Origin of the sequence: Pseudomonas tehranensis (genome assembly GCF_014268615.1) — a bacterium.
Taxonomy (GTDB): Bacteria; Pseudomonadota; Gammaproteobacteria; order Pseudomonadales; family Pseudomonadaceae; genus Aquipseudomonas; species Aquipseudomonas tehranensis.
On record NZ_JABWQV010000018.1, the window covers coordinates 1 to 14742 of the forward strand.

13 protein-coding genes and 1 pseudogene are annotated in these 14742 nt (G+C 54.2%); 9 read left to right on the plus strand and 5 right to left on the minus strand.

Features of this window, described 5'->3' with window-relative positions; genetic code table 11:
* Positions 1-538 precede the first annotated feature (538 nt).
* Both HU811_RS06015 and HU811_RS06020 read left to right on the plus strand, forming a co-directional pair.
* Positions 539-1621: a hypothetical protein gene (locus HU811_RS06015; protein WP_186654646.1), complete on the plus strand. Its 1083-nt coding sequence runs from the start codon at positions 539-541 to the stop codon at positions 1619-1621.
* A 345-nt stretch (positions 1622-1966) separates the two neighbouring features.
* Positions 1967-2183: pseudogene (locus HU811_RS06020) on the plus strand (hypothetical protein).
* A 401-nt stretch (positions 2184-2584) separates the two neighbouring features.
* On the opposite strand, the gene HU811_RS06025 reads toward HU811_RS06020, so the two are convergent.
* Positions 2585-3547: a hypothetical protein gene (locus tag HU811_RS06025; RefSeq protein WP_186654648.1), complete on the minus strand. Its 963-nt coding sequence runs from the start codon at positions 3545-3547 to the stop codon at positions 2585-2587.
* Between the two features lie 1597 nt (positions 3548-5144).
* On the opposite strand from HU811_RS06025, the gene HU811_RS06030 reads away from it, so the two are divergent.
* Positions 5145-5594, plus strand: coding sequence for a hypothetical protein (locus HU811_RS06030; RefSeq protein WP_186654650.1), 450 nt, complete (start codon positions 5145-5147; stop codon positions 5592-5594).
* Positions 5595-5835: 241 nt separating this feature from the next.
* Here HU811_RS06030 and HU811_RS06035 read toward each other — a convergent pair whose 3' ends face one another.
* Positions 5836-6459 (minus strand): hypothetical protein, encoded by a 624-nt coding sequence (locus tag HU811_RS06035; protein ID WP_186654651.1) that lies wholly within the window; start codon positions 6457-6459, stop codon positions 5836-5838.
* 152 nt (positions 6460-6611) lie between these two features.
* Here HU811_RS06035 and HU811_RS06040 point away from each other — a divergent pair, with 152 nt between their 5' ends.
* A complete protein-coding gene (locus HU811_RS06040; RefSeq protein ID WP_186654652.1) occupies positions 6612-7334 on the plus strand; it encodes a phytanoyl-CoA dioxygenase family protein in 723 nt (240 codons plus the stop codon).
* Here HU811_RS06040 and HU811_RS06045 read toward each other — a convergent pair.
* Entirely contained in the window at positions 7321-7896 is a 576-nt protein-coding gene (locus HU811_RS06045; protein ID WP_186654653.1) for a TetR/AcrR family transcriptional regulator, read from the minus strand. The genes HU811_RS06040 and HU811_RS06045 overlap by 14 nt on opposite strands.
* Positions 7897-8044: 148 nt before the next feature.
* Here HU811_RS06045 and HU811_RS06050 point away from each other — a divergent pair, with 148 nt between their 5' ends.
* Genes HU811_RS06050 through HU811_RS06065 form a run of 4 tightly spaced genes read left to right on the plus strand, consistent with a single transcriptional unit; the run spans position 8045 to position 11240 of the window.
* Entirely contained in the window at positions 8045-9166 is a 1122-nt protein-coding gene (locus HU811_RS06050; RefSeq protein ID WP_186654655.1) for an alkene reductase, read from the plus strand.
* A gap of 51 nt (positions 9167-9217) precedes the next feature.
* Positions 9218-10006: an SDR family NAD(P)-dependent oxidoreductase gene (locus HU811_RS06055; RefSeq protein ID WP_186654656.1), complete on the plus strand. Its 789-nt coding sequence runs from the start codon at positions 9218-9220 to the stop codon at positions 10004-10006.
* A gap of 59 nt (positions 10007-10065) precedes the next feature.
* Positions 10066-11064: an NADP-dependent oxidoreductase gene (locus tag HU811_RS06060; protein WP_186654657.1), complete on the plus strand. Its 999-nt coding sequence runs from the start codon at positions 10066-10068 to the stop codon at positions 11062-11064.
* A 14-nt stretch (positions 11065-11078) separates the two neighbouring features.
* Complete coding sequence (locus tag HU811_RS06065) at positions 11079-11240, plus strand: hypothetical protein (protein WP_186654659.1); 162 nt, start codon at positions 11079-11081, stop codon at positions 11238-11240.
* Between the two features lie 101 nt (positions 11241-11341).
* Here the strand turns inward: HU811_RS06065 and HU811_RS06070 are convergent, their stop codons facing one another.
* Positions 11342-13195, minus strand: coding sequence for an ABC transporter ATP-binding protein (locus HU811_RS06070; RefSeq protein WP_186654660.1), 1854 nt, complete (start codon positions 13193-13195; stop codon positions 11342-11344).
* Positions 13196-13273: 78 nt separating this feature from the next.
* Here HU811_RS06070 and HU811_RS06075 point away from each other — a divergent pair, with 78 nt between their 5' ends.
* The gene (locus tag HU811_RS06075; protein ID WP_186654662.1) at positions 13274-13789 is read left to right on the plus strand and encodes a phytanoyl-CoA dioxygenase family protein; all 516 of its coding nucleotides are present in this window, start codon (positions 13274-13276) and stop codon (positions 13787-13789) included.
* Positions 13790-13810: 21 nt separating this feature from the next.
* On the opposite strand, the gene argC is transcribed toward HU811_RS06075, so the two are convergent.
* Entirely contained in the window at positions 13811-14734 is a 924-nt protein-coding gene (gene argC / locus HU811_RS06080; protein ID WP_186654663.1) for an N-acetyl-gamma-glutamyl-phosphate reductase, read from the minus strand.
* Between the last annotated feature and the right edge of the window lie 8 nt (positions 14735-14742).

The window sequence follows — 14742 nt, forward strand, 5'->3', positions numbered from 1 at the left end:
TTCGGGCGCTTAAAGCGCCCGTTTCTGCTTAGCTGGCCGATGAGTTCTGCACGGACTTCCCCCGCGGCATGCATTCGACCTTACCTGCCATTTACATCGGATTTGACCACCTATGACTGGCAGAGAATGGCTATGTGCAGACGTTGGTCAAGGTCTGCATTCGGTCAGGAACGGACATTCGCAACAGGTCCACATCCGACTAAGAGCAGGCAGTTAGAGTAGAAATAATATTCTGTCTACAACTCCATTTCCATGCCCCCCTTCACGCTATAAATAGAACCGCCCATTCCGCATTTCATTCCTTTTTCGAGTCAGAGCTAGAGGCGCAATACCAGCTTGTTATTTAAAATCAGCTGTTTGCATGCCTTTTGATGCGAGCTACTTTTTTAACACGATCATTTGCATTTTGGCAAAGCGCCACTACTCTTTCCTTGCTGGAACGACTGTGCTGCGATCCTTACATCTCAGTACTCGCACAATATCCAGCGTGACGCTGGTTCGTAGAGAATAGCGATAAGCTTAAATACAAGGAGATGAGATGAACAAAATCATTTGCAGTATTATAGTTTGCAGCTCAATTAGCGGCTGCTCAATTAAGTCGGCAGGCCCTTACTCTGAAAGCGGATGGAGTACATTAAGTCCACCACAGGCGGACGCTCTAGGTGCATCCATATTAGAGTTTAAAGGAAACAACCATCTTGGCGACTACGTAAAGCGTGTAAAACCTAACCAAATCGAATATAGGGACTCCTTATCTTCATACAGTCAGACCGACGTAAGTAATTTTAAAGGTGGCTTGGATCTTACGATTAAGGGAATTTCAGCAGACCTAAATTATGAAACAGACGGATCAAGTAGTAAAATCGCTAACAACTTGAAGGTGTCAAAGGTCAAAGAAGCAACAATGGTAAACGAGGAAAATAGATGGTTTGTTTACCAGTGTCTTATTGCCGGTAGCTACGAGTTCTCCGCAAGAAAAAAATCCTCTACCAATATCGGAATAGATGCGGCTCAAAGCGAATGGGCAAAGGCTCTAGGAATGGAGAAGGCATCCATTGGTATCAGTTCAAACCCTACGTCACCGGACGAACTGAAAATAAAAGTTGATAAGCCCAATGTCTGCTTGAGCTATATTGCCGCTAAATTTGAGCCAAACGAACCTTTCTTTTCTTTTATGCGCCCTAAGACGAGTTACATAACTGGAGGACAAGAAACTGAGGAGTACCCTTCTTCATTTACACTCAGGCCAGGGCAAGAAAGTCGCGAACGCACCGCCGATATAAAAAATCGCAAAAGCTCTTCAAAGACACTTTATAGACTTAAAGTAACCAAGTCTGAAAGCGACACCCTTCAATTACGAGTTTGTAAAACGCCCCGGGGTCTTTCCTCTATTGTTGAGGAGGAACAAAATTCATCAGTGTCAGATCCTTGCTCCCAGATTCTCCTTGAGGCTGGCACAGGCTCCTGGCGTGGCCCTTACATATTAGGACTTGAGAAGCCAACCGAAGATGACCTCGTGCTCATCACCTTAAATCTAGATGCGCGCACAGTAACGAGCGATTCTATCAGCATTAAAGAGCCACGAATCAATGTTTCTCAGTTCAAAATCAAGTACAAATAAATATTTATCACAGATTTGGCTTTTACTTAACATAAAACTTAACAACCTAAATAAATCTGCCCTTTTGGATTTTTGGAAATAGGGCAGATTTATTTGCCCTGCTCTAAACGTTGGCCTTTGGCCAAATACGGTCGCTCGGATTTCCGGTAATAACGGAGGTATGGATAGGGATTCGAACCCCTCCTTGCGTCTCTGCATACCGCTTTAGGCCAGAAAATACGGTACTTACGACCTTTGTTTATGGCGCCTTGCGGTCTGGCGGCCCTGAATCTGCCCTAATTTTGCCCTAAACCTCTCCGCCACTGCCGCTGCTATGCTTGGGTTTTCTCGAAAGGAGTCGACCACATGTCAGGTGATTACTCACTACCCGATGTACTGGAAAGGATCTACGACAATCAGCTCGCCTTGGAGGCAGCGGTAATGGAGCTGACGTTGTGGGTGGAGCAGCGTGCTTCGCCAGAGGTAGGCGACAATATTCGTGGAGCACTGGAGTGCTATTGGGGAAAACGCTGGCCACATCAAACAGGGCTTGGCCAAGCCCAGGGGCACGAATATCGGCTAGGCATCAGCTTCAAGAGACGACTTCAGAATCGTCCCAGGTAACCCTAATGATGGGCAATCTAATACCGCTGATAGACTGCAATCGGCCAAAAACCGATGCTCGAAGATGTCAACGAATCCAGGCCGGTTCACCTGTTGATTGTCATCAAGCCATAGATCTGTCGATGCAGCCGCCGCGGCAGTGAAGCAGGGCACATCGGGTGCTTCGTACAGAATACGTAGATTACTTAACGCGAAGCCCATGCCAGCAGCCGGACCATGGTCGCGAAGAAAAGCAAGAAGCATGGTTCAGAAAGCTGGGTCTTTTTCTGGAGTTATGCTTGTCAACTAAAAAGCTTCCTATGCAGGAAGACATACATGAAAACCCCGCACTAGACGGGCTTCATTTGGAAAGAGCTTTATTTATGCTTCATCATCTTCGTACAAGAGACCTAAAGTTGGCGAGCCTACAACGGCAGCGGAAATCAGCTTTTTACCTTTAAAGGCGCCGAGCATATAAAGATGCACGGCCGTCTCTGAGCGAAACGCATGTTGAATTTCATCTAACACCCGTTCGGCCTCTTGACTCTTATAAAGAACAACATTTATTAGGCCGTAATTAGGATGCTGAAAAACCAACTTCCACCGATTAGCCGCAGTCTCTAGCTTTTTCACTAGAAAGAGGTCGTCGATTCTAATTTTCTCAGTGGAAGATCTGGTTCGCTGCGTTATGCTTCTGATTTCTTCTTCATCCAAATCTATGCTTCCCAAACTCAAATGGTCTGCATCGTAAGCGCCCTTGACTACCGTAACCAAGGCTTTGCTGAGATCTGAGTTCACCTTGCTGAGAGTTACATTTTTTTCTACAATGTTTTCGGCGTAATCGAGCCGCTGCTTTTCAGCCTTGAGCTCACCATTAATTTTAAATTTTGCCAAAGCCACTTTCGATAAACCGAAAATCAATCCCAGCCCAAGAATTGTTATGACAAGTTCATCGCCTGACATGGTTAGCATTGCTTGCTCCGCTAATGTACCGAATTGCTCGGCGATAGCACCTACAATTTCTGAACTTCCTTGAGATACCTGAAATACCACTTCGAGGTCTTTCCTCTTGGAGTCAGAAATCGACTTTGCAGATTCATTTTCAGATACGAGTGCGTATGCTCGATTGAGCACTCCTTGATATTCAACCAGTCCTTTCATCACGCCAACAGGCAAAGTGCTGTGGTATCGCTCGCCTTTGATATTAATATCCAGGCTCGGCCAACCCTGAAAATCAAAAGAAACATCCTTATCTTTAAATTCGCCATTGAGAGCAAGTTCAATCAGATTTATCGCATCTTGCTCTGACTCAATCACCAACTGGATCGATTCTTTTTCTTCCATGGGGCCTTCATTGCTTGGCTAAAAGCTGACGGGTTTTCAGGCGCTCGCCATTGACAAAAGCCCGGTAAGCGCCGGGCATTTTCTGTGGTGTCGCGCTGAAAAAGCTTAACACCGTACCATGAAAACAGAGCTATCCCATATGGACAACTCCTTTTTACGCAGCCTCTCTCATCAACTCTAGAACACAATCGATCCAGGGAGCCCCTGTCTTGATTAGCTCGCTTACCTTTCCTTCGCTAACACTCCGCTACTTTCCAATGCGAACCGCTGGATGCTTGGCTCCGTAATAGAGCCAGATCCTGTCGCACATATGCTGTCTCGTCTGCATAGCCGTGCGACAGCTCCGTCTACCAAGCATGCGAGTTCGTCAGTGATCACGTAGGACGTTGCTGCACTTGGGCATCGAATCGCGTATGAGCGCCTACATCGTAGATGCGAAACCCGAAATACTTGAATCATCCAATGTAAGACAGGCTGAATGACCACTCTTGGCCGTTTTCTGCCCTTGGCGACAGGCAGAAATCGGCCAAAAGTGGACGTTTTTGGACTACCTCCGCTCCGGTAGAGACACTCTGCTTATGCAGATGGTGCCTAGTGCTGGGTAATGGTAAATACGCAGCCATACACTGCGAAATCTGCATGAGATGCTTCGACCTCAGCAGACCTATTCCTGCCGTGCGGCGTAACCCACTTGCAATAGACACGCTCCTTACGGATCGAGTAGTGTCGCGAGAGAATTTGCCCCCGCACCTGGTCGAGCAAACGAGGCTGTCCATCCATGGTGTATAACTTCCTTCTACGGTCATCGGAACGCTGGAAGCCTCAGCATAAACACGGATAGCGAGAGGAACAAGGAATGTTATACACCACACCCGTCCGGGGAGTTATGCACCAGTTGGTGTCTATTTATAGTTAGGCTTGGCGAATGATAAGGAATGAAATGAAAATACCCTCAACACGAAACCCGGCTTCGCGATCCCATATCAATCCGAACATGAGATCCCACATTGACCCTAGGAGGCGCTCTCATATTGACCCCAATAGGAGAAGTCATATCGACCCTCATCGGCGATCTCATATAAATCCCAATCAAAGATCCCATATTGATCCTCGTAGGAGATCACACATTGATCCATTCCAAAGATCACATATCAACCCAAAACTGAGGTCGGCTATAGACCCCAAAAGGACGTCAAGCATAGACCCGAATAGAGCCTCAAATATTACAGGGCTATATATTTTCTCAGAAAGTTGCCAGCCCATAGGCTTCACCGTAAAGGCAGACGAAGAAGTAATTCTGATCTTTGACACTGCATCAGAATGGGTTGGTTTTCTGGTTGCAACCGGGGACGGAGCATTTAATCAGTTTGATCTATCTAAAAATTGGATTGGATTCTGGTGTGATACAGGAGAAGAAAGTTTCAATATATTCAATATGAATCGGGAATGGATTGGATTCACCACTTAAGGCTTATAAAAAATAAAATACATCCGACGCAAAAAGCAGCCCTACCAGTCGCTGCTGTCGGACAATTTCTCCACCGCTTCGCGGCTACAAAATTGCTGTAAAGCTCTACGTTAGGTAAAGGAGGGTCTTGTGCAAGAAGAAATCATTGAGCTATATCGTCAGCTTCGAACTTCCCAAGATAAATATGCTTATTTTTTGCTGGCTGCGGTAGGTGCATCTATTGCTTTTGCCCTAAACCAGACTCAGGGGCTTTCTTTGAAGTCATCTCAAATACCTTTAGCCATTAGTATATTGCTCTGGGGCTTCAGCTTCTTTTTCGGTTGTCGGCACTTGCAATATGTAAGTTCTACTCTTTATACCAATATAGAAATGTTAAAAATCGAAAGCGGCAGACACCCACAAGTTGGAAATCATCCGCAGGCTCTGGCTGCGGCTAGCGAAGGTGTTCGATCAGCAATTGAAAGCAACAGCGAAACGTCTAATAACCTTGCAAAGTTACAGTTCAGCCTGCTCATTGCCGGAGTAGTATTTTATATTTCTTGGCATACGCTGGAAATGTGGCTGAGATCCAATGCCTAACTAGTGCTTCAAATCGCTCGCTCCGCTCACTGGGACGGGCTAAAGCCCGCCCTTTAACCTAACGTTAGGGATCAAACCGTGCACTCTTGTCTATCGGCCTCACTGCTGGCGCTAAGCAAACTGATCTCAACTACTTTCTGCCAGATCCAATCGATGAGCAAAGTACCAGAGCACGGAGCACGAGCCACCTTCACCGAGAGGCCGCTTTTGGCCGAAAACAGACGAAGGCCCACCCACCGATCTACTCCACAACCCCATTAAAAACAACAGTCCCACCCCCCTCCTTCTGAACCGTCAACCTATTCCCCTCCACCACAACCTCAACCAACTCAGAACACCCATCAACCTCCCGTTTCCCATCAACACGCTCGGCCTTGGCATCAAAACTAAAAACATAAGTAGACGCCGGGCAAGCATTCCCACCCTCCCCCGTGGAAACCACCACCACATACCGGCTCGGCCCAAACGTATAAGCCTTTTCAATCGCCACATACCCGGTGTACTCAGCCTCCTCGACAATTGCCTCCATGACATTCACCACCCCAGCGCGCGTTTGATAATTCAGCGCGGTCCCCGTCCCCAGGGTCTGGGTTGTAAACGGCCCCGCACGCTCGGCGGTGACGGGCAAGGTTTCATAGGCAACGCCGGGGGGCGCTGGGGGGGCGATTTGAGTCGTGACGGTGGGTTTTGCAACGAGGCTTTGTTGGGGTTCAGGAAGATCGCATAGGCCGTTCTTGCAGATGAAATCCCCTTGGCAGTCGATATCTTCCGAGCACTGGTTGGTTTCTTCGAAGGTGCTCTGGTTGGCTTTGGCGTAGCCGACGACGGCCAGTGCAAGGAGGGTGCAGGCGAACAGACGCTTCATCGGTGAAGTCCTTTTCTTGGATGGTGGCCGGATGATAACTGCAAACCTTCCGGGCTTGTCTCTGGTCGCTTTCGACTTTGCAGTGTCGGGTGGTCCAACTTTGCTTTGAATACTAGCCTTGCAAACGTGCGCACAAGGAAGTCGAGAAAACCATGACTGACCGCGATCAACTCCATCGAAATGGTTACGCCCTGCTCCGTCAAGCGATCCCAACCGAATGGCTGGAAGACCTGCGTGCGGTGTTCGATGCAGGTGTGAGGCCGTCGGACCAGTGGCCGGTGCCGCGAGGCATGGACTGGCGTCATTCGATGTTGGACGACGATGCGAAGGTTCAGGCTGTGTGTCGTCTGCCCCGGGTGCTGGCGGTCGCGGGGGAGTTGATCGGGGAGCGGTTCTTTCTGGCGCAGGTGGAGGGGCGCGAACCTCTTGTCGGTGGCGGCCATCAACCGCTGCACCGCGACTTGTCGGCCCAACGGCCAGGCGACATCGCCATGGCCCTGGCTTTTTTCGACAATTATGGCGCCGAGAACGGCGCGACGCGTATCGTGCCTGGCAGCCATCGACCCGCGCTGGGGGAACCGCCATTCGACTTCAACGATGAATCACGCTCCGTACAGCTTTCAGGTTGCGCCGGTGACATCCTGGTGTTCGATGTGGACTTGGTGCATGCGGGCAGTCTGAACTCGGTGGGCTCGCACCGTCGTTCGATTTTGATCAGTTATTTTTCGGAGCCGTTGTACGCTTCACACCTGGAAACCGTGGGCCTGCGTAATATTCGTATGGACACGAGTGAACGGTTCGAGCCTTTGGATTTTGACTTCGGGAAAGCGGGCATTCGCGCCTGTCGTCCAACGACAAAATCTACGATCGAATAGATAAAGATGCAGTCATTTGCGCGTGGCACACCGCCAGAATTTCATCGGCCAGTGTCGAGTCGTCAGGACAGGCACGCGATAGCATGATCGCGCCGACAGCGCGCGCCAGCAGGTCGATCATTTTAACCCTCGCCTCACCCGGCGCCGCATCCGGCCCGGTCGGGTATTTTTCGCCGAGTGTTTGCAACATGCGCTCGATGCCTTCAGCGAATGCCGCCTTCAAATCGTCCGACTGACGTGCCGCGTCCCCGCACAACGCTGCCATGGTGCAACCCGTGGCGCGTCCGTCGCGATGGTCCCGTGACACATACACATCAATGAAGTCCTTCACGCTCAATGCTTCGGCGCCGATCAGTGACTGCTCAAGACTTTTCGCCGAGGCTTCGGCCATCAGGTCAGCCTTCGAACCGAAATGTTTGTAGAAACCGCCATGGGTGAAACCGGCGGCGGCCATCAGGTCGGCCACGCCGACCCCGTCAAAACCGCGCTCGCGAAATACAACCGAGGCTGTTTCGACGATGTGTTCCCGATTTGCCTGGGCCTGGGCCTTGGTCACTCGCATGTTTCGATACCTCGTTACCGCTGGAAATTCATCGACTGATCATACATTGATGTTGATCATAATCAAAACCGTTGACACTTTAGATTTCGATCATCATCATAATCTCCAGCGACCTGACCAGTTACCAACGGACACGGAACAACCTCCCATGAGCGACCTGAATCTGTTTACCGCCTATACCCTTGGCCCACTGTCCCTTGCCAACCGTATCGTGCTGGCGCCACTGACGCGTAACCGCGCAGGCACTGGACTGGTGCCCAGCGAGTTCGCCGCCACTTACTACAGCCAGCGCGCTTCGGCCGGACTGTTGATCACCGAGGCCACCCAGATCTCGGCGCAGGCTCAGGGTTACCAAGACACCCCCGGTATTTACACTCAGGCGCAGATCAACGGTTGGCGCCTGGTGACCGACGCCGTGCATGCCAAGGGCGGCAAGATTTTTGTGCAGCTGTGGCACGTTGGCCGGGTCTCCCATGTGGACCTGCAACCGGGCGGTGCCGCGCCAGTAGCGCCATCGGCCATCCGTGCCCAGACCAAGACCTTCGTCAATAACGGTTTTGCCGACGTGTCCGAGCCACGCGCGCTCGAACTCGACGAACTGCCAGGCATCGTCAACGATTTCCGCCAGGCGGCGGCAAACGCCATTGCGGCCGGCTTCGACGGTGTGGAAATCCACAGTGCAAACGGCTATTTGCTGGATCAATTCATCAAGGACAGCGCCAACCTGCGTACCGATGCCTACGGCGGCTCGATCGCAAACCGTGCGCGCCTGCTGCTGGAAGTGACGGCTGCGGTGGCCGCCGAAATTGGTGCTGATCGCACGGGCATTCGCCTTTCACCGGTCTCGCCGGCCAATGGTGTATCGAGCAGTGAGCCGCAGGCGCAGTTCGATTACATCGTCGACCAACTCAATGCTCTGGACATCGTTTATCTGCACGTCGTCGAAGGTGCAACCGGTGGGCCACGCGACGTGGCGCCCTTTGATTTCGATGCCTTGCGCCAACGCTTCAAGAACACTTACATCGCCAACAACGGCTATGACCTGGACCTGGCCACGGCACGCCTTGACCATGACAAGGCCGACCTGATCGCCTTTGGCCGCCCTTTTATCGGCAACCCTGATCTGGTGGAGCGGCTCAAGAGCGGTGCGCCCCTGTCCGCCTTCGATCCTTCCACGCTCTACGGCGGCGGTGCAGCGGGATACATCGACTACCCGACGCTTGCCGAATCAAGCGCTAGCGCGAACCAGGCACTGGCTGATCGAGCCTGATTTTTCTCGTGCATCAATCCCAATCCATGTTTTTGATAAAGAGCTGACATCATGACTACTCGCCCTACCGTTCTCATCACTGGCGCCTCCACCGGCATTGGCGCGGTTTACGCCAAGCGTTTCGCCCAACGCGGACACGATCTGGTGTTGGTCGCCCGCGATCACTCGCGCTTGGCAACGCTCGCCGCGAAGTTGCGTGGCGAGCACAACGTCGCCGTTGAAGTGCTTCAGGCCGACCTGACTCAACTCAGTGACCTGCACACCGTCGAAGCCCGCCTGCGGGATGATGCGCGCATCGGCATCCTCGTCAACAATGCCGGCGCGGCACAGTCCGGCGCCTTCATCGAGCAAAGCACCGACAGCGTTGCACAACTGGTGGCCCTCAACACCACCGCGCTGGTGCGGCTCGCCAGCGCCATCGCGCCACGCCTGGTCAAGGCAGGTGAAGGCGCGATCATCAACATCGGTTCGGTGGTGGGTCTGGCGCCTGAGTTCGGCATGACGGTCTACGGTGCGACCAAGGCGTTCGTGCTGTTTCTGTCCCAAGGCCTGAGCCTGGAACTGTCGCCTCAGGGTGTCTATGTACAAGCCGTACTGCCCGCGGCCACCCGCACGGAGATTTGGGATCGCGCCGGCGTCGACATCAACACCTTGAGCGAAATCATGGAAGTGGATGATCTGGTCGATGCCGCCCTGGTGGGCTTCGACCGTCGCGAACCGGTGACCATTCCACCGCTGCATGAAGGCGAGCGCTGGGATGCCCTGCAAACCGCGCGTCAGGGTCTTTTGTCGCAGATCAGGCAGTCCGCCGTGGCGCAGCGCTATCTGACTCAAGGCTGATCCCTGTCGACAGCTCGGCCTCGCCCCTCTCTCATTCCTCCGACAAGAGCAGCTGCAACATGAAGGCATTTTTTATCGACCGCTACGGCAAGCAGAACGGAATGATTGGCGAAGTGCCCGACCCTGCAGTCGGTGTGCATGACGTTCTGGTCCAGGTGCATGCAACGAGCGTGAACCCGCTGGACTCGAAGATCAGAACGGGGGAATTCAAACTGATCCTGCCCTATACGTTTCCATTGGTGTTGGGCAATGACCTGGCTGGAGTGGTCGTGCGCACGGGGTCGGCGGTGAAGCGGTTCCAGCCAGGAGACGAAGTCTATGCACGTCCTCCAGAAGCACGGATCGGGACGTTTGCCGAACTGATCGCCGTGAACGAAAACGCGCTCGCGCTCAAACCCTCGAATCTCGACATGGCCGAAGCGGCCGCCATCCCCTTGGCGGGTTTGACGGCCTGGCAGGCGCTGGTTGAGACCGCCCAGCTGAAAAAAGGCCAGAAGGTGTTGATTCATGCCGGATCCGGTGGCGTCGGTACGCTTGCTATCCAACTCGCCAAACACCTCGGCGCCTTCGTTGCGACCACCACCAGCACGGCGAATGTCGAGTGGGTGAAAGCACTCGGGGCGGATGTGGTCATCGATTACAAACAGCAGGATTTTGCAAAGGAGTTGCGCGATTTTGACGTGGTGTTGAACAGCCTCGGCGCCGATGTACTGGAGAAATCGATCAAGGTGCTCAAGCCTGGCGGACAGCTCATTTCCCTTTCAGGGCCGCCGACCGCGCAATTTGCCCAAGAGCAAGGCCTGTCCTGGGTGCTGCGGCAAATCATGCGTCTGCTGAGCAGCGGTATTCGCAGAAAAGCCCGCAAACATGGGGTGAGTTATGCATTTTTGTTCATGCGTGCCAACGGGATACAACTGCAGAAGATCACCTCGCTTATCGAGGCCGGCATCATCAAACCGGTCATCGATCGCTCCTTCCCTTTTGCATCAACCGCAGAGGCGTTGCGGTACGTCGAGCAGGGCAGATCAAAAGGCAAAGTCACCATAACAATCCAATAGGCGCACGACAAAAGATGTCAGTAGATGATGTGCATGCCGCCAAGCACCCGATTGCGGCGCCTGAACCAGAGGAGCCGCCACCGCACGACAAGCCCCCACAGGAGCAGTTGCAACCGGAAGCCGCACGGGTAGAAAAGCCGATCATCATTTGGCGTGGTTTGATGCTTGAGCAGTAACGGGGAAACGGCTCAAGCCACGCTTCAATTGAAAGCAGGTGTTCGGCCTGGTTGGCAGTTGCACTGGGGCACCAGACCTGGCTGCATTTACACCTTCATGCCTACTCCACCGCCTCAGCCACGCCCTGATCCTCCCCCAGAAATCCGCCACTCTGGTGATGCCATAGCCGCGCATAGGTCCCGTTTTTCCCGAGCAGTTCGGCGTGGGTGCCTTGTTCGATAATGCGTCCATCATCCATGACGATGAGCCTGTCCATCGCGGCAATCGTAGACAGCCGATGGGCAATGGCGATCACGGTCTTGCCCTTCATCATTTTATCGAGGCTTTCCTGGATGGCGACTTCGACCTCTGAATCCAGCGCGCTGGTGGCTTCGTCCAGTAGCAGGATCGGGGCATTTTTGAGCATCACTCGGGCAATGGCGATGCGTTGACGCTGGCCGCCCGAAAGCTTGATACCCCGCTCGCCCACCAGGGTGTCGTAGCCGCTATGGCCTTGCTTGTCGCTCAGTTGACTGATGAACCCATCGGCTTGGGCACTGGCCGCCGCGCTGCGGATTTGCGCGTCGGTGGCATCGGGGCGTCCGTAGGCGATGTTGTCGCGAATGGAGCGGTGCAGCAGCGAAGTGTCCTGAGTGACCATGCCGATGGCGCTGCGCAGACTGTCCTGGGTGACGTGCGCGATGTTCTGCCCGTCGATGCGAATCTCACCCTCGTCCACGTCGTAAAAACGCAGCAGCAGGTTGATCAGCGTGGATTTCCCGGCGCCGGAGCGGCCCACCAGCCCGATCTTTTCGCCCGGGCGAATGCTCAGGCTCAGGCCATCGAGCACCTGGCGTTCGCCGTTGTAGTTGAAACTCACCTTGTCGAAGGTCACCGCACCGCCGGTGGTAACCAGCGCGCCGGCATGCGGCGCATCCTGCACTTTGGGGCCACGGGTCAAGGTCGCCATGCCATCCTGTACGGTGCCGATGCTCTCGAACAGCGAGGTCATTTGCCACATGATCCAGTGCGACATGCCATTGATGCGCAACGCCATGGCGATAATCGCCGCCACCGCACCTGGGCCGACTTCGCCTTGGTGCCATAGCCAAAGGGCATAACCGCCTGCCCCCATGATCAACCCGACCACCAATGCCTGATTGACGATCTCGAACTGGCTGACCAGGCGCATCTGGCGAAAGCCGGTTTGCTTGAAATCCTCCATGGCCGCGCGCGCGAAGTGAGCTTCGCGTTTGGTGTGGGAGAACAGCTTCACCGTGGTGATGTTGGTATAGGCGTCTGAGATGCGCCCGGTCATGGATGAGCGCGCATTGGCCTGTTCCTGCCCGACTTTCTCAAGGCGGGGCACGAAGTAGCGCATGGCAAGCCCGAACAACACTACCCAGGCAACGAAAGGCAGCATCAGCTTGAGGTCAAAGCCGCCGGCCAGTGCGATGATCGCGATGAAGTACACCCCGATTCCGGGAGCAACCTCGATGAGGGTGAATAACACTTCGCGCACGGACAGCGCGGTCTGCATCACCTTGGTGGTGACCCGGCCGGAAAACTCATCGGAGAAGAACGAAAGGCTTTGTCGCAGCATCAGCCGATGAAAATCCCAGCGCAACCGCAACGGCAGGTTGATCGCCAATATTTGGTGCTGCACCATCGTGCGCAACGCTACCAGCCCGATGCTGGTCACCAGCACCACGCCGATGCCCCACAGCACCCGGCTCTCCTCCCTGGCTGCATCGCCGCCGGCCTGCCAAACCGATAGCAAGTCCACGACCTGCCCGAGAAAAGAAAACAGCCAGGCTTCGTAAATCGATACGGCGGCACTGAGCAGCGCGAGGGCGAGGATGTAACCGCGTGCGCCCCGCGTGCAGGCCCACAGAAAACGCGCCAGACCGTCAGGTGGTGGGGGGACCTCGTCGGGCGGAAAAGGGTCGAGCCGTTGTTCAAAAGCGCGAAGCATGGTGACCTCCAAAACGATCCAGTAAAGAGATTCTGGCATTTAAAGGTGGCTTTGAGGGGTTTGGAAGTTGAGCAATCCATGATTGACCGCCAGCAACTCCATCGAGACGGCTATGCCCTGCTCCGCCGCGCGATCCCTGCCGAGTGGCTGGAGGACCTGCGTGCCGTGTTCGTGGAGGGCCGCGAGCCCCTTATCGGCGGCGGCCACCAACCGTTGCACCGCGACTTGTCGGCCCAACGGCCAGGCGACATCGCCATCGCCCTGGCTTTTTTCGACGATTATGGTCCGCAGAACGGCGCAACCCGTATCGTTCCCGGCAGCCATCGTCCCGAGGCGGACGAAGCGCCATTGGATTTCCACCAAGAGTCACGCTCCGTACAGCTGTCCGGCAGTGCTGGTGACATCCTGGTGCTCGATGTCGATTTGCTGCATGCGGGCAGTCTGAACGTGATCGGCGCACGCCGTCGCTCGATTCTGATCAGTTATTTTTCGGAGCCGCTGTACACGTCACACCTGGAAACCATGAAGCTGCGCAATGTTCGGATGGACACGAGCGAGCGGTTCGAGCCTTTGGATTTTGCCTTTGGGGACTAGCCTTTTTTGGTTGACTGAAGTTCACGTCATCAGTAAATCCAGATTCTGCACCGCCGCTCCAGCGGCGCCCTTCCCAAGATTGTCAAATACCGCCGCTAACAAAACCTGTCCCGTCTTGTCATCTTCACACACCACCAATCGCAAATTGTCGGTCCCGTTAAGCGCCTGAGGATCGAGGGACGTCAACTCTTTAGCTTCCTGCATCGACATTACCTGTACATCGGACGCGTCGGCGTAGTGCTGCGTCAGACAGGCATGCAACCTCATCGCATCCACACCCGGCGCCAATAACCGAAGCTGCAAGGGGATGGTCAACACGATCCCCTGCCGAAAAGCGCCATAAGCCGGCACGAACATCGGCGGCTCCATCAAACCGCTGTGCTGCTGGATCTCTGGAATATGTTTGTGTGCCAACCCCAGGCCATAAACCTGGAACGCGGGGGCTTGCGATGCATTCTCGCCCTCATGCTCTTGCACGCCGGCGCGCCCTTTTCCGGAATAGCCCGACACCGCATGGATGTTCGTCGGGTAGTCGGCAGGCAGTAGCCCGGCCTCCAGCAAAGGCCGCAGCAGCCCTATCGCCCCCGTGGGATAGCAACCGGGGTTGCTCACGCGCCGCGCCGTGGCGATTTGTCTGGCCTGCTGCGAGCTCATCTGCGCGAAACCATAGACCCAGTCTGGATGGGTACGGTGCGCGGAACTTGCATCAATCACACGGACAGCGGGGTTTTTGATACTCGCTACGGCCTCGCGTGCAGCTTGGTCGGGCAAGCAGAGAATCGCGATGTCGCAGTCGTTGATGATTTCAGCGCGGCGTTGCGGGTCCTTACGATGTTCGGGGCTGAGTGTGAGGAGTCGAAGATCGGTCCGGTTGCATAGACGCTGATGGATTTGTAACCCGGTGGTGCCTTGGTCGCCGTCGATGAATATCAGAGGAGTTGCCATGGAATGCT

Excerpts from the sequence above, each read along its gene's own strand:
- HU811_RS06045 (WP_186654653.1), bottom strand. The coding sequence starts at position 7,896 with ATGCGAGTGACCAAGGCCCAGGCCCAGGCAAATCGGGAACACATCGTC.
- HU811_RS06040 (WP_186654652.1), top strand. The coding sequence starts at position 6,612 with ATGACTGACCGCGATCAACTCCATCGAAATGGTTACGCCCTGCTCCGT.
- HU811_RS06070 (WP_186654660.1), bottom strand. The coding sequence starts at position 13,195 with ATGCTTCGCGCTTTTGAACAACGGCTCGACCCTTTTCCGCCCGACGAG.
- HU811_RS06055 (WP_186654656.1), top strand. The coding sequence starts at position 9,218 with ATGACTACTCGCCCTACCGTTCTCATCACTGGCGCCTCCACCGGCATT.
- HU811_RS06025 (WP_186654648.1), bottom strand. The coding sequence starts at position 3,547 with ATGGAAGAAAAAGAATCGATCCAGTTGGTGATTGAGTCAGAGCAAGAT.
- argC (WP_186654663.1), bottom strand. The coding sequence starts at position 14,734 with ATGGCAACTCCTCTGATATTCATCGACGGCGACCAAGGCACCACCGGG.
- HU811_RS06015 (WP_186654646.1), top strand. The coding sequence starts at position 539 with ATGAACAAAATCATTTGCAGTATTATAGTTTGCAGCTCAATTAGCGGC.
- HU811_RS06035 (WP_186654651.1), bottom strand. The coding sequence starts at position 6,459 with ATGAAGCGTCTGTTCGCCTGCACCCTCCTTGCACTGGCCGTCGTCGGC.
- HU811_RS06060 (WP_186654657.1), top strand. The coding sequence starts at position 10,066 with ATGAAGGCATTTTTTATCGACCGCTACGGCAAGCAGAACGGAATGATT.
- HU811_RS06065 (WP_186654659.1), top strand. The coding sequence starts at position 11,079 with ATGTCAGTAGATGATGTGCATGCCGCCAAGCACCCGATTGCGGCGCCT.
- HU811_RS06075 (WP_186654662.1), top strand. The coding sequence starts at position 13,274 with ATGATTGACCGCCAGCAACTCCATCGAGACGGCTATGCCCTGCTCCGC.
- HU811_RS06050 (WP_186654655.1), top strand. The coding sequence starts at position 8,045 with ATGAGCGACCTGAATCTGTTTACCGCCTATACCCTTGGCCCACTGTCC.